Source organism: Paraburkholderia sp. SIMBA_054, assembly GCF_046534875.1.
GTDB classification, from domain to species: Bacteria; Pseudomonadota; Gammaproteobacteria; order Burkholderiales; family Burkholderiaceae; genus Paraburkholderia; species Paraburkholderia hospita.
This window is the reverse complement of sequence record NZ_JAWRXV010000028.1, coordinates 118,354-138,792: the sequence shown is the minus strand read 5'-3', so window position 1 is coordinate 138,792 and position 20,439 is coordinate 118,354. Positions and strand designations below refer to the sequence as shown.

The 20,439-nt window shown below is 64.1% G+C and carries 18 protein-coding genes and 2 pseudogenes; 9 read left to right on the top strand and 11 right to left on the bottom strand.

The window, feature by feature from the left end; genetic code table 11:
* Positions 1-170 precede the first annotated feature (170 nt).
* The 4 genes from adk to lpxK form a co-directional block, all read right to left on the bottom strand.
* Complete coding sequence (adk, locus tag SB822_RS30485; protein WP_007578844.1) at positions 171-836, bottom strand: adenylate kinase; 666 nt, start codon at positions 834-836, stop codon at positions 171-173.
* Positions 837-1,096: 260 nt separating this feature from the next.
* Positions 1,097-1,900, bottom strand: a complete 804-nt coding sequence (gene kdsB / locus SB822_RS30480; RefSeq protein WP_410856249.1) for a 3-deoxy-manno-octulosonate cytidylyltransferase — start codon at positions 1,898-1,900, stop codon at positions 1,097-1,099.
* Between the two features lie 126 nt (positions 1,901-2,026).
* Complete coding sequence (locus tag SB822_RS30475; protein WP_007180583.1) at positions 2,027-2,230, bottom strand: Trm112 family protein; 204 nt, start codon at positions 2,228-2,230, stop codon at positions 2,027-2,029.
* A complete protein-coding gene (gene lpxK, locus SB822_RS30470) occupies positions 2,211-3,227 on the bottom strand; it encodes a tetraacyldisaccharide 4'-kinase (protein WP_090836069.1) in 1,017 nt (338 codons plus the stop codon). Before lpxK ends, SB822_RS30475 begins: the two co-directional genes overlap by 20 nt.
* A gap of 613 nt (positions 3,228-3,840) precedes the next feature.
* Here lpxK and xseA point away from each other — a divergent pair.
* The 4 genes and pseudogenes from xseA to SB822_RS30450 all read left to right on the top strand — a co-directional run.
* The gene (xseA, locus tag SB822_RS30465; RefSeq protein ID WP_090836070.1) at positions 3,841-5,220 is read left to right on the top strand and encodes an exodeoxyribonuclease VII large subunit; all 1,380 of its coding nucleotides are present in this window, start codon (positions 3,841-3,843) and stop codon (positions 5,218-5,220) included.
* 219 nt (positions 5,221-5,439) lie between these two features.
* Positions 5,440-6,018 carry a superoxide dismutase gene (locus tag SB822_RS30460; protein WP_035986273.1) on the top strand — a complete coding sequence of 193 codons (579 nt, stop codon included), beginning with the start codon at positions 5,440-5,442 and terminating at the stop codon, positions 6,016-6,018.
* Between the two features lie 326 nt (positions 6,019-6,344).
* A pseudogene (locus tag SB822_RS30455) lies at positions 6,345-6,815 on the top strand (CoA transferase); the annotation flags it as partial.
* Positions 6,811-8,094 (top strand): annotated as a pseudogene (locus tag SB822_RS30450) (electron transfer flavoprotein-ubiquinone oxidoreductase); the annotation flags it as partial. The pseudogenes SB822_RS30455 and SB822_RS30450, both read left to right, overlap by 5 nt.
* Positions 8,095-8,161: 67 nt before the next feature.
* Here the strand turns inward: SB822_RS30450 and SB822_RS30445 are convergent.
* Positions 8,162-9,478 carry an NYN domain-containing protein gene (locus SB822_RS30445; protein ID WP_007747857.1) on the bottom strand — a complete coding sequence of 439 codons (1,317 nt, stop codon included), beginning with the start codon at positions 9,476-9,478 and terminating at the stop codon, positions 8,162-8,164.
* Between the two features lie 87 nt (positions 9,479-9,565).
* Positions 9,566-10,165, bottom strand: coding sequence for an isochorismatase family protein (locus tag SB822_RS30440; RefSeq protein ID WP_007578784.1), 600 nt, complete (start codon positions 10,163-10,165; stop codon positions 9,566-9,568).
* A gap of 48 nt (positions 10,166-10,213) precedes the next feature.
* Here SB822_RS30440 and SB822_RS30435 point away from each other — a divergent pair, with 48 nt between their 5' ends.
* On the top strand, positions 10,214-10,825 hold the full coding sequence (locus SB822_RS30435) for a TetR/AcrR family transcriptional regulator (protein ID WP_090836071.1): 612 nt from the start codon (positions 10,214-10,216) through the stop codon (positions 10,823-10,825).
* A 17-nt stretch (positions 10,826-10,842) separates the two neighbouring features.
* On the opposite strand, the gene clpP is transcribed toward SB822_RS30435, so the two are convergent.
* Positions 10,843-11,496 (bottom strand): ATP-dependent Clp endopeptidase proteolytic subunit ClpP, encoded by a 654-nt coding sequence (gene clpP / locus SB822_RS30430; RefSeq protein WP_007578780.1) that lies wholly within the window; start codon positions 11,494-11,496, stop codon positions 10,843-10,845.
* Between the two features lie 172 nt (positions 11,497-11,668).
* Here clpP and SB822_RS30425 point away from each other — a divergent pair, with 172 nt between their 5' ends.
* Positions 11,669-12,625: a sigma-70 family RNA polymerase sigma factor gene (locus SB822_RS30425; RefSeq protein ID WP_090836072.1), complete on the top strand. Its 957-nt coding sequence runs from the start codon at positions 11,669-11,671 to the stop codon at positions 12,623-12,625.
* On the opposite strand, the gene SB822_RS30420 is transcribed toward SB822_RS30425, so the two are convergent.
* Positions 12,581-13,855, bottom strand: coding sequence for an EAL domain-containing protein (locus SB822_RS30420; protein ID WP_090836114.1), 1,275 nt, complete (start codon positions 13,853-13,855; stop codon positions 12,581-12,583). The two genes, SB822_RS30425 and SB822_RS30420, sit on opposite strands and share 45 nt — an antisense overlap.
* 293 nt (positions 13,856-14,148) lie before the next feature.
* Positions 14,149-15,534 carry a multidrug transporter subunit MdtD gene (mdtD, locus tag SB822_RS30415; RefSeq protein ID WP_236674106.1) on the bottom strand — a complete coding sequence of 462 codons (1,386 nt, stop codon included), beginning with the start codon at positions 15,532-15,534 and terminating at the stop codon, positions 14,149-14,151.
* On the opposite strand from mdtD, the gene SB822_RS30410 reads away from it, so the two are divergent.
* Complete coding sequence (locus tag SB822_RS30410) at positions 15,503-15,673, top strand: hypothetical protein (protein ID WP_238554556.1); 171 nt, start codon at positions 15,503-15,505, stop codon at positions 15,671-15,673. The genes mdtD and SB822_RS30410 overlap by 32 nt on opposite strands.
* Positions 15,674-15,725: 52 nt before the next feature.
* On the opposite strand, the gene SB822_RS30405 is transcribed toward SB822_RS30410, so the two are convergent.
* Positions 15,726-17,138 carry a PLP-dependent aminotransferase family protein gene (locus tag SB822_RS30405; protein ID WP_090836073.1) on the bottom strand — a complete coding sequence of 471 codons (1,413 nt, stop codon included), beginning with the start codon at positions 17,136-17,138 and terminating at the stop codon, positions 15,726-15,728.
* A 206-nt stretch (positions 17,139-17,344) separates the two neighbouring features.
* Here SB822_RS30405 and SB822_RS30400 point away from each other — a divergent pair, with 206 nt between their 5' ends.
* Complete coding sequence (locus tag SB822_RS30400; protein WP_007578771.1) at positions 17,345-17,656, top strand: DUF2917 domain-containing protein; 312 nt, start codon at positions 17,345-17,347, stop codon at positions 17,654-17,656.
* A 16-nt stretch (positions 17,657-17,672) separates the two neighbouring features.
* Here SB822_RS30400 and SB822_RS30395 read toward each other — a convergent pair whose 3' ends face one another.
* Positions 17,673-18,917, bottom strand: coding sequence for a citrate synthase family protein (locus SB822_RS30395; protein ID WP_094297134.1), 1,245 nt, complete (start codon positions 18,915-18,917; stop codon positions 17,673-17,675).
* 118 nt (positions 18,918-19,035) lie between these two features.
* Between SB822_RS30395 and SB822_RS30390 the strand changes: the two genes are divergently transcribed.
* Positions 19,036-20,430 (top strand): CoA transferase, encoded by a 1,395-nt coding sequence (locus SB822_RS30390; protein ID WP_090836074.1) that lies wholly within the window; start codon positions 19,036-19,038, stop codon positions 20,428-20,430.
* Positions 20,431-20,439 lie beyond the last annotated feature (9 nt).

The window sequence follows — 20,439 nt, the reverse complement described above, 5'->3', positions numbered from 1 at the left end:
CTTGATGTCGGGCATCTTCGTCATGTCCCTCACTATGCATAGCCTGGTAGCAGTTTACAAGCGCTGAATAGTTACGCCGCGGCAAAGAAAAGTAGGTGCCGCCCCGCACAGGGGCAACGCTAGCAAACCAGAGACAAACCGCGGATGCCAGCGCAAAAAATACGCGCTGCTTACTTCAGCGCTTCGAACACGCGAGCACGGATTTCGTCGACGCTGCCAAGCCCCGAGATACGGCGATATTGCGGCGCTGTCAGCGGTGTCGACGGATCGCCTTTCTGCGCCCAGCTGTTGTAGTACTCGATCAGCGGCTTGGTCTGCGCGACGTACACGTCGAGGCGCTTCTTCACCGTCTCTTCCTTGTCGTCGTCGCGCTGGATCAGCGGCTCGCCCGTCACGTCGTCGACGCCTTCGACCTTCGGCGGATTGAACTTCACGTGATACGTACGGCCCGACGCGGGGTGCATGCGGCGGCCGCTCATACGCGTGATGATCTCGTCGAACGGCACGTCGATCTCCAGCACGTAGTCGATGGCCACGCCCGCGTTCTTCATCGCTTCCGCTTGCGGAATGGTGCGCGGGAAGCCGTCGAACAGGTAACCGTTTTCGCAGTCGCAGTCTTGCAGACGTTCCTTCACGAGATTGATGATGAGTTCATCCGTGACGAGTTCGCCCGCATCCATGTAGCGCTTCGCTTCGATGCCGAGCGGTGTGCCTGCCTTGACGGCGGCGCGCAGCATATCGCCCGTCGAGATTTGCGGAATGCCGAACTTTTCCTTGATGAAGTTCGCCTGGGTGCCCTTGCCCGCGCCAGGTGCGCCCAACAGGATCAAACGCATGTGATATCTCCAGATCTATGTCAATTCTGTGTGGCGCGCCGCAAGTCATTGCATGCATGCTGCGGTCGACGCTCTTGATTCTTTGTTGCCGCTGTGATGACCGGGCAGCTTTTCGCTGCCGACTTCGCGCTGCACGCAATGCACGGCGCTGCGAAGCAAACGGCAAAACAGGCGGATAAAAAAACGGGCGAATGGTGATATCGATCAACGCGCATCGACATCGGGTGAATCGCGCGAACGATCGATTATGCCATGGCTTTTTACGCCGACGACCCGAAAAACGCCTGTACACGGGCCAGATCATCAGGCGTGTCGACGCCCGGCAGCGGCGCGTCATGCGTGACGAGTACCGCGATGCGCTCGCCGTGCCACATCGCACGCAGCTGTTCGAGTGCTTCGGCCTGCTCGATCGGAGAGATAGACAGGTTCGGGTAAGTACGGAGGAACTTCGCGCGATACGCATACAGCCCGATGTGCCGATACACGGCAGCGGGTGCAGGCGGAGTGGGCATCTGCGCGACATTCGGCCAGTGCGGCTGGTAGGCGTCGCGAGCCCATGGAATCGGTGCGCGCGAGAAGTACAGCGCGACGCCGCGCGCATCGAGCACGACCTTGACGACGTTCGGATTGAATATCTCCGCGGGCTCGTGGATCGGATGCGCGGCCGTCGCGATCGCGCAGCCATCCGTCGATGCGAGGTGCGACGCTACGCCGCGCACCAGTGCCGGATCGATCAGCGGCTCGTCGCCCTGCACGTTGACGACGATCGTGTCGTCGCTCCAGCCGTAGTGCGAGGCCACTTCCGCGAGACGGTCCGTGCCCGACGGATGATCGGCGCGCGTCATCATCGCGTCGATACCATGCGCGCGCGCGACGTCGAAGACGGACTGCGCGTCGGTCGCGACCAGCACCTGCTGCGCGCCCGACTCGAGCGCGCGTTCCGCGACGCGCACGACCATCGGCTTGCCGCCGATATCGGCCAGCGGCTTGTTCGGCAGGCGGGTCGAGGCGAGGCGCGCCGGAACGACGGCGATGAAGGGCGGAGTGTGCAGGGTGTCGTTCATCGGAAGCGTCACATCAGGCCTTGTGCGGGCCGAGAAAGACGCGCCGCCTGATCGGCGGCGCGGTGTGGGTGTTCAGTGGCGGCGTGCAACGAGTGGTTCGATGCACCGCGTCACGCGCAGCGGCGCTCAGGCGACGGAGCCGGGGTTGAGATCGACGGGCGTGCCTTCGACCGTTTGCCGCGCTTCGTCGACGAGCATCACGGGAATGCCGTCGCGGATCGGATAGGCGAGCTTGTCTGCGTTGCAGATCAGCTCCTGCGCGGCGCGGTCGTAGCTGAGCGGGCCCTTGCAGATCGGGCAAACGAGAATTTCAAGCAGGCGAGCGTCCACGGACTTTCTCCACAACGAGTGCAATGAGGCGATGATCGAGCGTGGCTTCGACGGGGACGACCCAGAGCCGCGCATCATGCCAGGACCCCAATTTTACCGCATCCTTTTCAGTGATCAGGATCGCGTCGGCGTCCGTGTCGGCGAACGGATTCGTGCTGAAGGCGTAATGATCGGGTAGTGCGCGCGTCTGCGGCGAGAGGCCCGCTGCGCGCAGCGTCGCGAAGAAACGCTCGGGCGCGCCGATGCCCGCCGCCGCGAGCACCCGCTCGCCGGCGAACTGCGCAAGCGGGCGGCGCAGGCGCGGATTGTCGAGATGCCATGCGTCGCCGGGCGCGAGTTCCAGCGAGAACGTGTTCGGCCAGGGCGGCAGCGCGCGGTCGTACGGATTGTTGATCAGCGTCGCGTCGCGCTCGCGCGACAGCGGCTCGCGCAACGGGCCGGCGGGCAGCAGGAAGCCATTGCCGCCCAGCCGGTGATCGAACACGACGATCTCCGCGTCGCGCTCCAGCCGGTAGTGCTGCAAGCCGTCGTCGCTGACGATCACGTCGACATTTCGGTGCGCCTTGCACAGCGCCTCGGCGGCGGCGACGCGATCCGGGCAGACGAACACGGGCGCACCCGTGCGGCGCGCGATCAGGAGCGGCTCGTCGCCCGCTTGTGACGCCTTCGAAGTCGGCGTGACGAGCGTCGGTAGCGTGATCTTCACGCCGTAGCCGCGCGACACGACGCCCGGCGTGAAGCCCGCGCTGCGCAGCGCCTGCACGAGCGCGATTACCGTCGGCGTCTTGCCCGTGCCACCCACCGTCACGTTGCCGACCACCACGACGGGCACGCGAACGCGCACCGACTTCAGCCACCCGAGCCTGAACGCCGCGCGGCGCGCGAGCGCGACCGCGCCGAACACGCAGGCGAGCGGCGTCATCGCCCACGCGAGCGGGCCGCGCTGCTGCCACTCGCGCGCGATGCGCGCTTCGAGGCGGGAAGCGAGTTCGCTCATCGGCAGGCGGCCGGCTTGCGCGGCGCGTCAGTCAGGACGGACAGGGCGAGCATCAGCAGGCATCTCCGGGCAGTCGGTTGCACCGACGGTTGAAAGACCAAGGGAACCACGAGAACCACGAAACGCGGACAACGACGGAACAGCAACAGGACAACAGGACAACAGGACGGTTAGGGGCGGCGAAAACCCTTCGCGCCCATTCGCGCAAGCGCGCTCGTTCGCGTCCGACAGATTCCGCCAGAACCCGGCACTCTAGCGCGCGGGCGGCGTTAGCTGCAAGTCGGAAAGGCCACCAGATGCGGGTCTCGCACTAGCGATGCTTTATCCATAGCCTGTGGATAACTTTGTGGAGAACGTGCCTTGCAATTTGTCGGGAAGGCCGTCGCGCAAGCATCGGCTCGGCAATGGGGAACTTTTATCGACTAAAAATGTGATAGAAATCAATAGCTTAAATGGTATTAAGTGGGCTCTGGGGCCGTTTTGAGTCCGCTCTCCGCGGTACTCCCGACATGTGGACACTTTTAACAATCCGGCTAAAGACGTTTAGAACGCGCTGGACCTGACTGGCCGATCGGTCTATCGTCTGTCCGGCCTGTTTAAACCCATTCCTCGCATGAATTCCGAAAGTCCTTTCTCGTCGTCCGCTGGCGCGGCTGGCGATGCCGTCGTTCCCGTCTCGGTACTCAACCGCGCGATCGGCACGATGCTCGAACGCTCGTTCCCGCTCGTCTGGGTCTCCGGCGAAGTGTCGAACTTCACGCGTGCCGCGAGCGGGCACTGGTATTTCTCGATCAAGGACGCGCAGGCGCAGATGCGCTGCGTGATGTTCCGCGGCCGCGCGCAATATGCGGAGTTCACGCCGCGCGAAGGTGACAAGATCGAAGTGCGCGCGCTCGTCACGATGTACGAGCCGCGTGGCGAGCTTCAACTGAATGTCGAGGCCGTGCGCCGCACGGGCCAAGGCCGTTTGTACGAAGCGTTCCTGCGGCTGAAGGCGCAACTCGAATCAGAAGGCCTGTTCGAAGCGGAGCGCAAGCGCGCGCTGCCTGCGCATCCGCGCGCGATCGGCATTGTCACGTCGTTGCAGGCGGCCGCATTGCGCGACGTACTGACAACCTTGGCGCGTCGCGCGCCACACATTCCCGTGATCGTCTATCCCGCGCCCGTGCAGGGCGCGGGCGTCAGCGCGAAGCTGGCCGCGATGGTCGAGACGGCGAGCCGGCGCGGTGAAGTGGACGTGCTGATCGTGTGTCGCGGCGGCGGCTCGATCGAAGACCTGTGGGCTTTCAACGAAGAAGTGCTGGCCCGCGCGATTGCGGAGAGCAAGATGCCCGTCGTGAGCGGCGTCGGTCACGAAACCGACTTCACGATCGCCGACTTCGCCGCCGATGTCCGCGCTCCCACACCCACGGGCGCCGCCGAACTCGTCAGCCCGCAACGCGTGCTGCTGCTGCGCGACCTCGATCATCGTCATGCGACGCTCGCGCGCGGCTTCGGTCGCATGATGGAGCGGCGCGCGCAGCAGCTCGACTGGCTCGCGCGGCGTCTCGTGTCGCCGGCCGAAAGGCTCGCGCGGCAACACACGCATCTGCAGCAACTGAGCGTTCGGCTCGCGTCGGCGGGTGCGCGGCCCGTGCGCGACGCGCGCGGGCGTTTCGCGCTCGTGCAGATGCGCTGGCAGCGCTGGCGTCCCGATCTCTCGCTGCATCGTTCGCAAGTGAACGGCCTTGCCGAGCGGCTCGAGCGCGCATTATTGCGTCAACATGAAAGACACATTGCGCGCGTGGAAACGCTTGCCGCGCGGCTCGAAGTACTGAGCCCGCAACGCACGCTCGAACGTGGCTACGCGGCATTGCTCGATGCGCAAAACGGCCGCGCAGTGCGAGCGCCATCGGCATTGAAGCCGGGCCGCCGCATGACCGTTCACCTCGCTGAAGGCTCGGCGGATATCGCGCTGTCGGATGTTCAGCCGCGTCTTACGGATGGCTTTTAATCGTGCTTTGAAGCGCCATTGGGCACAGTAGTTTTGACCTTCGTATGACAGCTGAAAAGCCGCCGCGCGAGCATTAATTACGCTGCCCGCGCAGCGCGTTTTCGCAATGCGTGCCATAAAGGGCTTGCGTTTGCGGGGTTATTCCAAGTCGCCTACAATCGAGTGCTCCCGCAGCGTTATCCGCAGACTCCCCATAAACAGATACAAAGGAATAGCACCATGGAACATACGCTCCCGCCGCTGCCGTTCGCGAAGAACGCGCTCGCTCCGCACATGTCGGAAGAGACGCTCGAGTTTCACTACGGCAAGCACCATCAGACCTATGTGACCAACCTGAACAATCTGATCAAGGGCACTGAGTTCGAGAACCTGTCGCTGGAAGAGATCGTCAAGAAGTCGTCGGGCGGTATCTTCAACAACTCCGCGCAAATCTGGAATCACACGTTCTTCTGGAACAGCCTGTCGCCGCAAGGTGGTGGCGCGCCGAAGGGCAAGGTCGCCGAAGCGATCAACGCGAAGTGGGGTTCCTTCGACAAGTTCAAGGAAGAATTCACGAAGACGGCAGTCGGCACGTTCGGCTCGGGCTGGGCATGGCTCGTGAAGAAGGCAGACGGTTCGCTGGATCTGGTGTCGACCAGCAACGCCGCCACGCCGCTGACCACGGACGCAAAGGCGCTCCTGACGATCGACGTGTGGGAACACGCGTACTACATCGATTACCGCAATGCGCGTCCGAAGTTCGTCGAAGCATTCTGGAACATCGTGAACTGGGACTTCGCGGAAAAGAACTTCGCGTAAGTCTTTGCTCGATCCGGTAAGCGGTTGAAAAACCGGCAAGCGCAGACTGAATGGAAAAGCCCTCACTTGTGAGGGCTTTTTCTTTTTGGCATCTATTAATTCGCCATCCGAATTAATAGATGAATTGTGGTAATGCTCACACTTACCAGTATCCGTCGAAACAAAACGCCCACTCCCTTCGCCACCCGTTCGGGGTGGTCCTGTCCGCTGCCCGCCAGGGCTTACTACGATCAAGGGGCATTCTGTCGCCCCGACACTCACAACCGACAGCAAGGCCCGGCTGGCACCCGTCAGCGGGGCCGCATTTCCATGGAGACAGGTGGACGATGGGCGTTTTGAACGGAATCAGAGTGCTGGAATTCGAGGCGATCGGTCCCGGGCCCTTCGGCGCGATGCTGCTCGCCGATATGGGCGCGGACGTGCTGCGCATCGACCGGCCGGCTGCGCCCGACGATCTCGGGCCGAAAACCAACGGCAAGCGCATCGACATCACGGGTCGCGGACGGCGTTCGGTCACGCTCGATCTGAAGCAGCCGGCATCGGCGGCAGCGGCGCTCGATCTGATGGCGCGCGCGGATGTCGTAATCGAAGGCTATCGGCCCGGCACGATGGAGCGTCTCGGACTCAGCCCCGGCGAGGCCTTCGCGCGCAATCCGAAGCTCGTCTACGGACGCATGACGGGCTGGGGTCAAACGGGCCCGCTTGCGGCGCGCGCCGGCCACGATCTGAACTACATCGCGCTGTCCGGCGTGTTGTCCGGCATCGGACCTGCCGATGGCGCGCCCGTTGTGCCGCTGGCTCGGGCAGCAGGCCGAAGCGCTGGGCGTGGAGATTTTTCCGGGCTTTCCGGCCGCTGAAGTGCTTTACAACAAAGATGGCTCGGTTAAAGGCGTCGCGACGGGCAATCTGGGCATCGGCAAGGACGGCGAGCCGACCGAAAACTTCCAGCCCGGTATGGAACTGCACGCGAAGTACACGCTGTTCTGCGAAGGCGCACGCGGGCATCTCGGACGTCAGCTTTCCGACAACTTCAAGCTGCGCGACGGTGCGGATCCGCAGGTCTACGGCATCGGCATCAAGGAACTGTGGGAAATCGATCCGGCGAAGCACAAGCCCGGCCTCGTGATCCACACGGCCGGCTGGCCGCTCGATACGCGGACTTACGGCGGCTCGTTCCTATATCACATCGACAATAACCAGGTGATGGTGGGCTTTGTCGTCGGCCTCGGTTATTCGAATCCGTATCTGTCGCCGTTTGAGGAGTTCCAACGCTACAAGACGCACCCGTCGATTCGTGCATTCCTTGAAGGCGGCAAGCGTGTGTCGTATGGCGCGCGTGCGATCACGGCAGGCGGTCTGCTGTCACTGCCGAAGCTCGCTTTCCCGGGCGGCGCACTGGTTGGCGACGACGCAGGCTTCCTCAACGCGTCGCGGATCAAGGGTTCGCACGCGGCAATCAAGACAGGCATGCTCGCCGCCGACGCCGCATTCGACGCCGTGCAGGCAGGCCGCCACAACGACGAACTGACGGCTTATCCGGAGTCGTTCAGAGCTTCATGGCTGCATACGGAGTTGAACAAAGCACGCAACTTCAAGCAGTGGATGAGCAAGGGTCTGTATCTCGGCGCGTTGATGGTCGGCATCGAACAGAAGCTGCTGGGCGGCAACGTGCCGTGGACGCTGCATCACCAGCGCTGGGATCACGAGATGCTGATGCCGGCATCGCAATGCAAGCCGATCGAGTATCCGAAGCCGGATGGCAAGCTCACGTTCGACCGCCTCTCTTCGGTGTTCATCTCGAACACGAACCACGAAGAGAATCAGCCGGCGCATCTGACGCTCAAGGACGCGAGCATCCCCGTCACGCTGAATCTGCAAACTTACGCTGGCCCTGAAGCGCGCTTCTGCCCGGCGGGCGTGTACGAGTTCATCAAAACCGAAGACGGCGAAGACCGTCTGCAGATCAACGCGCAAAACTGTTTGCACTGCAAGACCTGCGACATCAAGGACCCGACGCAGAACATCGCGTGGGTGACGCCTGAAGGCGGCGGCGGTCCGAACTATCCGAACTTGTGAAGCACGCTGTGTGGTCCGGAAAGCAAAACGCCGCTCGAACGAGCGGCGTTTTCACCTAAAGCCTCACTTACTCCGCGTCGTTGGCCGACTCGGTCTTGCGCGGACGGCGGCTGCGCGTCGTCGATTTGCGCGAGGGTTTCTTCTTCGCAGCGGGTGCTTCCGTTGCGGGATGTTCCGCTTCGTGCACAGGCGCGTGAGCCTCAGATACAGCGGCCTGTTCCGGCACATGCCGCGTATCCGCAGCCAGCGACGAATCCGTTTCGCCTTCGGCCGCTTCGACGCGTTCTGTCTTCTTCTTCGCTCTCTTTGCAGCGGGCTTGCGCGTGCCGCGTCCCTTGCGGCGCGTCTCGCCCTTGCCGTTGTCCGCATGACCGGTCGATACGGCCGGCGGCGCATCCTCGAGCGCCTGATCAGCGGGCACATCGTCTTCGACGTCAGCCGTGACAGTCGCTTCCTCCAGATCGACGATCTCGGCGGCAGCAGGCATGGCCGCCCATTCGTCGCCTGTCTCGCGCGGGCTTGCGACTTCGGCCGACGCAGCGACACCAGACGACCCGCTGCGATACACGAACGTGCCCGACTTCTCGTCACGGCCCACTTCGAGCAACCCGCGCGACTGCGCTTCTTCGAGCAGATTGCCGAATGCGCGGAAACCGTAGTACGTCTCGTTGAAATCGGGCTTGCGGCGCTTGATCGCGTTTTTCAGCACCGACGCCCAGATCTTGCCGCTATCGCCGCGCTCCGACGCGAGCGCATCGAAGGTCTGCACAGCAAGTTCGACCGCTTTCGTCTTGCGCGTTTCCAGGTCTTCCTTGCGTTTTTCACCGTCGGATGCGCGCTTCGTGGCCTGTTGCGCCGCCTGCTGCGCGGCCTTGGCGCCGTCGCGTTTCGCAGCTGCGCGCTGGTTCTCGCGCACGAGATCGTCGTAGAAAATGAATTCGTCGCAGTTGGCCGTCAGCAGATCCGACGTCGAGCGCTGCACGCCGACGCCGATCACCTGCTTCGCGTTTTCACGCAGCTTCGACACGAGCGGCGAGAAATCCGAATCGCCGCTGATGATGACAAACGTATTGACGTGCGACTTCGTATAGCAGAGGTCGAGTGCATCGACGACGAGGCGAATGTCTGCGGAATTCTTGCCCGATTGCCGTACGTGCGGAATTTCGATCAGCTCGAAGTTCGCTTCGTGCATCGCGGCCTTGAAGCCCTTGTAGCGGTCCCAGTCGCAGTACGCCTTCTTCACGACGATGCTGCCTTTGAGCAGCAGCCGTTCGAGCACCAGCTTGATGTCGAATTTTTCGTATTTCGCGTCGCGCACGCCGAGCGCGACATTTTCGAAATCACAGAACAGCGCCATGCTGACGGTATCCTGGGATGACGCCATATGCTTCTCCAATGAAGTGCAGGCTCGATCGTCTCACACAACGCGGTATCGATCGAGGTTTTGCATGACGATCGGCCTGCAACGCACTCAGGCGCCGCCGAACGTCCCTGTTTCGGCAACGGCGCTGATGAATTCCTCTGTCGAGCGCACGAAGCCCATGCGCGGAAAGATATGCTCGATGGGAAAGGCATGCGTTTCGCCAGACAGGCCCGACATCGCGTCTTCGATGAAGATCAGCTCGTAGCCCTGGTCGAACGCCGCGCGCGCCGTCGACTCGACGCCGAAGTTCGTCGCGATGCCCGTCAGCACGATGGTGTTGATGTGACGGCGTCGCAATTGCTGTTCCAGATCGGTGCCGTAGAACGCGCCCCACTGGCGTTTCGTCACCACGAGATCACCGGCCTGCACATTGCACTCGGGCGCGAGGTCCGATGCCTGCGGCGGCGGAGCGGGCGCATCGCGCGGACGCAGCGGCGCATCGGCGGGCAACGACAGCAGTTGCGCGACATCGACGCGTACGAACACGACCGTGCCGCCCGCCGCGCGCAGTGCATCGGCGGCGCGCACGGAACGCGCGACGACGTCGGCGGCGGAATGCGGCGCCAGTTGCCGGCCGACATTGCTGTGCTGCAGATCGATCAGCACGATGGCCGTGCTGCGCGGATCGATGGAAAGCGCTTGCGCCATATGTCACCTATATGTGAGGATGTCCTCATGTCATGATAAGCGATAAACATGAGTCTGTCCTCAGATAATCCGAAAGTGCGGCGTATTCCCCAGCAGGAGCGCGCGGCAAAGCGTGTCGATGCGCTGCTCGACGCCGCAGGCAACGTGATCGCGGAGCGCGGTTTCGACGCCGCGACGATGACGGCGATCGCCGAACGCGCGGGCGCGTCGATTGGTGCTGTCTATCAATACTTTCCGAACAAGGATGCGCTTGTTTTCGCGCTGCGTACGCGCTATGGCGACGAAATGGACGCGCAATGGAGCGCGCTGGGCGAAGCGGCGCATGAATGGAGCGTCGATGAGCTGGTCGAGCGCCTCTTCGCGCTGATGATCGACTTCATCGCGGCGCGGCCTGCGTATCTGCCGCTGCTGTCGGTGACGCTGAACTTCCGGCGCGACGCGGCCGCGCGCAACCGCTTGCGCGGCCGGTTCGCTGAGCTGTTTCAGCGCTACAGCCCGGCGTTATCGGACGACGACGCGTTTCGCGTCGCCGAGGTCGTGTTGCAGGTCGTGAAAAGCCTGAATCCGCTGTACGCAGCGGCGAAACCGAAAGATCGCAAGGCGCTGGTCGACGAGTACAGGCTGGTCGTTTCGTCGTATCTCGCCGCGCGCCTGCATTGAGCGCGAGAAGAAAAGCGCTACATCGCGCTGTGCGCCGCTTCGGCAACAGCAGGCACGCGCGTTGTCAGCACGTCATCGACGAGGCCATAGGCTCTCGCCGCATCCGCTGACATGAAATTGTCACGATCCGTGTCCTTCTCGATCTGCGCGATGCTCTGCCCCGTTCTTTCCGCGAGCACGGTGTTCAGGCGCTCGCGCAGATACAGCACTTCCTTCGCCTGGATCTCGACGTCCGACGCGGTGCCCTGTCCGCCGCCCGAGGGCTGATGGATCATGATGCGCGCGTTCGGTAACGCAAAACGCTTGCCGGGCGCGCCCGCTGCGAGCAGGAACGTGCCCATGCTGGCCGCGAAGCCTGTGCAGAGCGTCGATACGTCGGGCTTGATGAACTGCATCGTGTCGAAGATCGCGAGGCCGTCGTAGACCGAGCCGCCCGGCGAGTTAATGTAAAAAGAAATATCCTTGTCAGGATTCTCCGATTCGAGAAACAGCAACTGCGCGACGATCAGGCTCGCCGACTGGTCGTTGACGGGGCCGACCAGAAACACGATCCGCTCGCGCAGCAGGCGCGAATAGATGTCGTAGGCGCGTTCGCCGCGGCCCGATTGCTCGATGACGGTCGGCACGAAATTGAAGCCCGACGCGGCGGGTGAAGTGAAGTGTCGATGCATGCGTTCCTCGCTGGTGGACTGAAAAGACCCGTGAAAAGGCCCGCACGAGGCGGGTTTCAGTCGCATGACGCGAACGCGCGGCACGGTGTGACAAAAGAATTTTTGCGTGGACGTGTCACATCGCGTGCGGCTGGCCCGTCAACCCGGAGACAACGCCACAGGAGCGGCTCGCATGGAAATGAACGGAGAGAAGTCGGCGGATTTCGAGGCGGTGCGCGCGAGGCTCTTTGCGCTCGCGTACCGGATGCTCGGCAGCCGCGCGGAAGCGGAAGACATCGTGCAGGACGCGTGGCTCAAATGGCATGCCGCCGACGCGAGCGAACTGCGTTCGTCGGCCGCATGGCTCACGACGATCACGACACACCTCGCGATCGACCGGCTGCGTCATCTGCAGATCGAGCGTACGACGCGTTCAGGCGGCTGGATGCCGGACCCGTGGGTCGAGAACCTCGCGCCATCGGCGGAAGACCTCGCGTTGCAGGCCGTGCAGATGTCGTATGGCGTGATGCTGCTGCTCGAACGGCTGAAGCCCGAGGAACGCGCGGCATTCGTGCTGCATGAGGCATTCGATTGCGATTACGCGGAGATCGCGAAGATTCTTGCGAAGACGCCCGCGAATTGCCGGCAGATGGTGCATCGCGCGAGGGCGCGTTTGCAGCGCGAAGGCGTGCCGGCGAAGCGGGCGGACCCGGCCGCGCATGCGCGCATTGTCGAGCGCTTGCGGGCGGCGATGGAAGCGCAGGATCGCGCGGGCCTTGTGCGGCTCTTCTGCGAGGTGCCGAGCGTAATGAGCGACGCGCCCGAAACGGACGATGCCGTCGCGACGGCCGAACAGGCGGCGACCACGCTGTCGATGCACGGTCGTGGCGACCAGATGGAGACGGTGACGATGAACGGCATGCGCGCCGTGGCGTTGATGCGCGACGGCGAAATCGACGCGCTGCTCGACATTTCGATCGGCGAGGACGAACGCATCGTCGCGTTGCGCATCGTGACGGGCGCACTGCGGCTGGCGAGCGCGACGCGCGTGTTCGGGCGCGCGGCGGTCCTGCAACTGCTGCGGCCCGTCAGCCGTCAGGCCGCGTCAATTACGATGCGCGGCCACTTCCCAGTTGATATCGACGCATAGCACCTGCATGCCGCGCGCGGTTTCCGCCGCGATCGACGCCGTCACGCACAGGTGCGCCTCGTTGATCGACAGATAGGGCGGCGTCAGATGCACCTGGCCGGGCGCGCGCACGGCCTGGATGAAATACGGACGACGTTCCCAGCTAGCGCCTTCCGAATGCAACAGCGGCCGGAAGCGTTTCGCGCGCTGCGACGCGCGGCCTTGCGGCAGCACGTTGTCGCCGATCTGACGGCCCGAGCCGTCGAGCAGGAAGCAGCGCGCCGTTTCGCGCAGTTCCAGCAGCGGCGCGGTCGCCTCGGCCATCGGCTTGCCTTCGACGAGCTGCGCGCTCGCGGCTTCCAGCGCCGTCACGAACGGCGCGAGCCGCTCGGCTTGCGCGCGCTCACGTGCGGCCACGCGTTCGCGCAGTGCCGCCGACAGCCTGTCCATCAGGCTCACGGTCGCCTGACGCGCGACGGGCTCGACGCTCGGCGCGGCGAAGAAGGTGCCCTGCACGAAATCGACATTGCATTCGAGCGCGATCAGCGCGTCGCGCTCGGTCGTGAGGCCGCCCATTAGCACCAGTTGCCCCGATTCATGCAGCATCGACACGATGCCGGGCAGCACGCGCTCGATATGCGAATGCTCGCTGGCCTGCGCGAGGATGCAGCGGTCGAGCGTGACGATGTCGGGCCGCAGGTTCCACACGCGGTCGATATTCGAATGCTTCGCGCCGAAGCCGTCGAGCGCGATCAGGAAGCCGGACTTGCGCAGCGCGTCGATGATCTCGGCGAAGCGCGTCGTCTCCCCGCCCGCCTGCTCGGACACTTCGAGCACCACGCGCTGCGGCGGCAGACCGAGCGACTTGAGGCCCGCGAGCAGCGCGTCGCCGTAGCTCGTGTCCATCAGCGCGGCGGGATGAAGGCTCAGAAAGAGCCATTCGTCGTGACTGTCGAACGCGTTGAAGTTGCCCAGATGCAGCGATTCGGCGAGCCTCCCGAGCTCCAGCAGGTCGCCGCGCCGCGCGGCCTGGGTGAAGACTTCGGCCGACGGCACCTGCCTTTCGTTCTCGTCGTGCGCGCGCAGCGACGCGTGATAGCCGATCGCGCGACGGTGCGAAACCGAGAAAACCGGCTGAAATACGCTGAAAACCGTGTAGCCGCCATACCGGACGGTGCGGCGGGAGCCCTCGTCGCCTGCTACGGGGCGCGGAGGCTGGAAGCCGGGAGGATCGAGTTCGATCATGCTCATCGTGTCGGTCATCGGTTGAGATGTGAGGCGGGCCGCGCGAAAACGCGCGAAAGATTCAAGTTTACAGGATAGGGCAGCAAGAAACATGCGCATGACGATGCGCTACGGCTTTAGCCCTGTGTCACGCGGATTGGGCTGTGTTTTGCGCCGTTTCCTCCGCTGTTGCATCGATTTTGCGCCGGGACAGCCGATGCTGTCATGCGCGCAGTGAGCGAAGCGCACATCGATGGTGCGGCGCGCGCCCCGTTAAGGTTCCGCCCATGTCGCACGGCGAGCGCTGAATTTCACGTGCGTCACGTGCGTTCCTGCGGATCGGCGCGCCTCACGGGCTGCCGGATATCGGCCGACAACTGCGCGAAAATCCACGACGTCGCCGCCGTGATCAGGCCGACACACAGGAAAGTCGCGTGAAAGGCAGGCAGCGAGTTGGCCGCCGTGACGCGCGGGATGAGGCCCGTGAATGTCGTCAGCAACGCGCCCGCGACGGTGACGCCGAGGCTCATCGCGAGCATCTGCACGAGCGAGAACAGGCTGTTGCCGCTGCTCGCGCCGCCCGTGCCGAGGTCTTTCAGCGTCAGCGTGTTCATCGCGGTGAACTGCATCGAGTTGACGCCGCCGAACAACGCGAGCTGCACGAGGCGCAGCCACAGCGGCTGATGCTCGCTCGTCAACGAGAAGCTCGCCATCGCGAGGCCGACCAGCACCGTGTTCGACACGAGCACGCGCCGGTAGCCGTACTTCATGATGAGCCGCGTGACGAGGCGCTTCGACGACATGCCCGCCGCGGCGACGGGCAGCATCATCAGGCCGGCTTCGAACGCGCTGTAGCCGAGGCTCACCTGTAGCAGCAGCGGAATCAGATACGGCATCGCGCCGCTGCCGATCCGCGCGAACAGGTTGCCGAGCAGGCCGACGCTGAACGTGTGGATCTTGAACAGATCGAGCGAGAAGATCGGGTTGGCCGCGCGCGTCGCATGCAATCCGTAGGCAACGAAACAGCCTAGCGAAAGGATCAGCAGCATCAGCATGGTCGCGTGCTGGATTGAGAATTCGGTTTGTCCGTCGAGCGCCATCGAGATCGACACCATGCCGACGATCAGCAGCACATAGCCTTTCATGTCGAACTTCGCGGTATCGGGGTTGCGGCTGTCGGGCATGAAGATGAACGTCGCGATCACGCCGGCGATGCCAACAGGCACGTTGATCAGAAAGATCCAGTGCCACGATGCGATCTTGACGAGCCAGCCGCCAAGCGTCGGGCCGATCAGCGGACCGATCAGCCCCGGAATGGCAACAAACGACAGCGCGGGCAAATAGCGTTCGGCGGGAAACACGCGCAGCACGGCAAGGCGGCCGACGGGCAGTAGCATCGCGCCGCCCACGCCTTGCAGCACGCGATAGAGCACCAGTTGCGTGAGCGTCTGCGCATTCGCGCACAGCAGCGAGCCGATCGTGAAGACGAGGATCGCGCTCATGAACACGCGCCGCGTGCCGAGCTTGTCGGCGAGCCAGCCGGACACGGGAATCATCACGGCCATCGTCAGCGAGTACGCGATCACGACTGATTGCATGCGCAACGGCAATTCGCCGAGGCTTTTCGCCATCGCGGGAAGCGCGGTGTTGACGATCGTCGAATCGAGTGTCTGCATGAAGAAGCCCGTCGCGACGATCCACAGCATCACCGTCAACGAGCGGGCAGTAGGCGCGGTGTTCGCGGTGCGGTTGCTCGCGGCGGGCGATGCGGATTCGGTCGATTCGGACATGAAGGCAGGGCAGGGCGGCTGGGCGGAGAGCCCACATTCTAAGGAAAAAGCGTGACGGACGGCACCGCCGCCGGCATGGGCAGCAATCGTTGCGCCCGAGCCCTGCGTTACGCCTTCAAACCCGCCGCCGCCTCAAAAAACGCCCGTGCGCGCGGATCGTTCGCAAACGCAGCGTTGACGCGTATCCACGGGCTCGGCTCCGCATTCGGCCGGAAATAGCTGCCGGGCGCCACCGTCACGCCGAGCGGCACACCGCATTCGACGAGCCGCTCCGCATCCTCGACATGCGGCACGCGCGCCCACACGAACTTGCCGCCCAGTGGATTCTCGAACACCTCCCAACCGCTCATTTCGAGCGTCTGCACGGTCGCGCCGAGCGCATCGCGCATGCGCCGCCGCAATCTTTCGAGATGCTTGCGATACATCCCGCGTTCGAGCAACGCGACGGTTACGGCTTCCGCAAAGCGCGAGCCGCCGATGCTCGTCAGCATCTTGATGTCGGCGAGATCCTTGATGGTTGCGTGATCGGCGATCACATAGCCGATGCGCAGCGACGACGACAAAGTCTTCGACAGCCCGCCGATGTAGATCACGTGCTCGAGTTGATCGAGCGTGGCGAGGCGGTCGGTGGGTTCGGTCTGAAAGTCGGCGTAGATATCGTCTTCGATGATCTTGAAGTTGTGCTCGCGCGCGAGTTGCAGCAGGCGGAATGCGATGGGCGGCGCGATCGTCGTGCCTGTCGGGTTGTGAAAGACCGAGTTGATGAAGAAGAGCTTCGGCCGATGCTGCTGTAACTGCGCTTGCATCGCGTCGAGATCGGGGCCCGTGCGCGTGCGCGGAATGCCGATGAGGTTCACGCCATGCAGCTTCAGCAGGCCGTTGAAATTGTAGTAGCCCGGGTCCTCGACGAAGATCGTGTCGCCGGGCTTGAGCAGGTAGCGCATCAGCAGGTCCATCGCCTGGCTCGCGCCGAACGTGATCAGGATCTGCGACGCTTCCGCTTCGATGCCGAGCTGCTCGATGCGTCCTTGCAGAAGTTCGCGCAGTGTCGCGTTGCCGAGCGGCGTCGCGTAATCGATCATGCTCGCGCCGTCGGTACGCGACACGTGGCGGATCGCCTGCGCGAGGCTGTCCATGTCGCGCCATGCCTCGGGAATGAAGCCGCTGCCGAGCTTCAGCGATTCGCCGGGATGATTGAACTGTTGCAGGATGTGGGTCGATTCGTCTTCGGCGCGACGCGGGTCGGACGCGCCCTGACAACTCATCGCGGCGCGGTGCCGTTCGGCAACGTAGAAGCCGGAACCCGGCCGCGAATCCAGATAACCGAGCGACACGAGCCGGTCGTAGGCCTCGATCACGGGGAAGCGGCTGATGTCGTTGTCGGTGGCGAACTGGCGGATCGACGGTAGCTTCGCGCCGGGATGCGCGGTGCGCAAGCGGATCCAGTCCTGTACGCCGCTGACGATCTGCTCGGTGAGCGGCACGCCGTTTTCGCGGTTCAGTTCAATGTCGAGCTTCATGGCTTGCCTTCCTTAGCGCCTTCTTCGCGCTTCTTTCGAGCGCTTCGCCAGCCGTCGGTCACGGTCTGTCATGGTCGAAGCGCCGACAACTGTCAGGTTTTCTAGCTGTACAGTTCTTTTGAAACTGTTCAGCACTGTGCATGTGACAGTCATCATCGCACGACAATAATGGATGCAAGCGAAAAAGCACTTCAAGGAGCACAGCGATGCGTGAAATCCGTACTTTCGAACTCGAGCACAGCGAGCCGGCAAGCGCCTGGCGGGCTGCGCAGCCGCTTGCCGTGAACGTGCTGGCGGGCGAACTCTGGCTGACCGTCGAAGGCGACGCCGAGGATTACTGGCTCGCAGCGGGCGAGTCGTTCGAACTGAAGCGCGGCGCCGTCGCGTGGCTGAGCGCGGGGCGGGACGGCGTGCGGCTCTCGCTGACGGTGACTGGCGGCGTGGGCGACACGGTGAAAGTCGAGCGGCGGCGCGCGCCGCGCTGGACGTGGATGCCGCGCTGGCTGCTCACGGCCTGAAGCGCGGGTCTTTGAATCAGTCCACTTCGTACGCGCCGATGTACCTGGCGCGCGGACGGATCAGGCGGCCGTCGCTGGTCTGTTCTATCGCGTGCGCAATCCAGCCCGTCACGCGGCCTACCGCGAAGAGCGTGAAAGCCGCGCCGGCGGGCAGGCCGAGCACCCGTTCGATGGCCGCGAGCGCGTAGTCAACGGTCGGCTCGGCGCCAGTCGTGTCTCGCACGACGCGCGCAAGCCGCTGCACGTCGGCGAACGGCGAGCGAGCGGGTGCACATTCATCGAGCAGTTCCAGCAGCAGACGCGCACGCGGATCGCCGTCCGGATACAGCGGATGTCCAAACCCTGAGAGCACAGGCCCCGGCGCGCTTTGCTCGTGCTGGGCGAGCCGCGTGGCCAGATAGCGGTCGAGATCGGCGGCGCGCGCGGCTTCGTCGAACAACGCGGCGATGCGCGCTGTTTCCCCGCCATGTCTCGGTCCCGATAACGCGGCAAGCCCGCCCACCACGGCGCCGAACAGATGCGTACCCGTCGACGTGATACACCGCACCGTGAATGTCGACGCATTCAGCTCGTGATCTGCGCACGCGACGAGCGCGGCACGCAGCAGATTGATCTGCGCGCGGTTGCGCACGCGCCACGCGCTGGCGAGCTGCTTATGCAGCGGTTCGTTCGACGGTGCAGCCGAAATCATCGCACCCGCCATCAGCCGGATCAGCGCGCAGGCATTGTCGAGTTGCGCATCGCGGCCGAGCGCCCAGACACGCGGCATCTGCGCGGCGGCGGCAGGCAGCAGCACGAGCGCGCGATCGAGCGGCGCGCTGTCGCTCCACAGCTTGAGCCACGCCGACCATTGCGCAGCGCCAAGCGGCGCGGCGGGCGCATCGGCGATGCGCCGCGCGCTGCATTCCCACAGCAGGGCCGCCACTTCTTCCAATGTCGCTATTCGCGCGAGTTCGGTTGCATCGCGGCCGCGATACAGCAGCTTGCCGTCCGCGATCAGCGTGATCGACGATTCGAGCACGGGCACACCCCAATCCAGCACCTTCTGCGCGACTTTGCCCGCGCGCTTGCCATCTTCCTTGCGGCGCGCGAGGCGGCGTACTTCGTCCGCGTCGTAGCGCCGGCGCTTGCTGTTTGCGTCCGGCGCGGAGCGCAGCATGCCGCGGCTCACGTAGGCGTAGAGCGTCGTGACGCTGATGCCGAGCATCGCGGCGGCTTCGTCGGCTGACAGATAGCGTGGGGCGGACATCGCATTGGACATATCGGCGCGGGAAAGCCAAAGAAATGAATATATATTGATTATATGAATCAAGATTGATCATGACGAGGCGTAAAACTAGACTGAGTCACGTCTTTCTTCTTCAGGAAGCCCGCTCATCATGACGCCCCAGCTCGCGCTCGATCATCTGTGGTCCGTTGCCGGTTGCGATCCGGCCTTGCTCGACTATGTGTCGATCGACGGCAACGATCCGGCGTTGCCCTCCGTGTTTCGTGTCGGGACGCTCGCGAGCGCATCGATTTCGGCGCTGGCGCTTGCCGCCGCCAATTGCTTCAGGCTGCGCACGGGCCGCATGCAGCATGTCGACGTAAGCGTGCGGCGCGCGCTGATCGCGTTTCGCAGCGAACGCTATCTGCGCGTGAACGATGACTTGCCGACGGAATTGCGTCATCCCGTCACCGGCTTCTACGCGACGCGCGACGGCCGCTGGATCCAGTTGCACACGAACTTTCCGCATCATCTGCAGGGCGTGTTGAAGGTGCTCGGCTGCGACGGCGATCCCGGCGCGGTTGCCGAGGCGATTCGCGGCTGGGACGGCGCGCAGCTCGATCAGACACTCGCCGACGCCGGCCTGTGCGCCGCGCTGATCCGCTCGCCGCGCGAATGGGCAGCGCTCGATCAGGCGAAGGCGATTGCGAATCTGCCGCTGTTCGAGATCGAGCGGATCGGCGATGCGCCGACCGAAGCCCCCGGGCTCGGTGACGCGACTAGACCGCTGTCAGGCACGCGCGTACTCGATCTGTCGCGGATCATCGCGGGTCCCGTCGCGGGGCGCGCGCTCGCGCAGCATGGCGCCGACGTGCTGCTGATCAACGGCCCGCATCTGCCGAACATCGCGCCGCTCGTCATCGACAACGGGCGCGGCAAGCGCTCCGCGACACTCGATCTGCGCGAGACCACGGCGCGCGAGCAATTGCAGGCGCTGGCCGCGCAAGCGGATGTGTTCATGCAGGCTTATCGTCCCGGCTCGCTTGCCGCGCGCGGCTTCGATCCCAAATCGCTGGCACGGCTGCGGCCCGGTATCGTCTGCGTGTCGATTTCGGCGTATGGACACGCGGGGCCGTGGGCGACGCGGCGCGGTTTCGACAGCCTTGTTCAGTCGGCAAGCGGCATCGCGTACACGGAGAGCCACGCGGCGGGCGTCGACGGCCCGAAGCATCTGCCGTGTCAGGCGCTCGATCACGCGACGGGCTATCTCGCCGCATTCGGCGCGATGGTCGCGCTCGCGCGGCGCGCGCAGGAGGGCGGCAGCTGGCATGTGCGGCTGTCACTGGCGCAGACGGGCCGCTGGCTGCAATCGATGGGACAGATCGAAGCGGGCTGGCGCGTGCCCGATGTCACGTACGACGAAGTGCAGGACGGTCTGCACGAAGTCGATTCGCCGTTTGGCCGCGTGCGGGCGGCGGCGCCCGCCGAGCGGATGTCAGAGACGCCCGCGTTCTATGCGCGGCCGCCCGTGCCCATCGGCTCCGACGCGCCGCGCTGGGAAGACTGAACCTCGCGC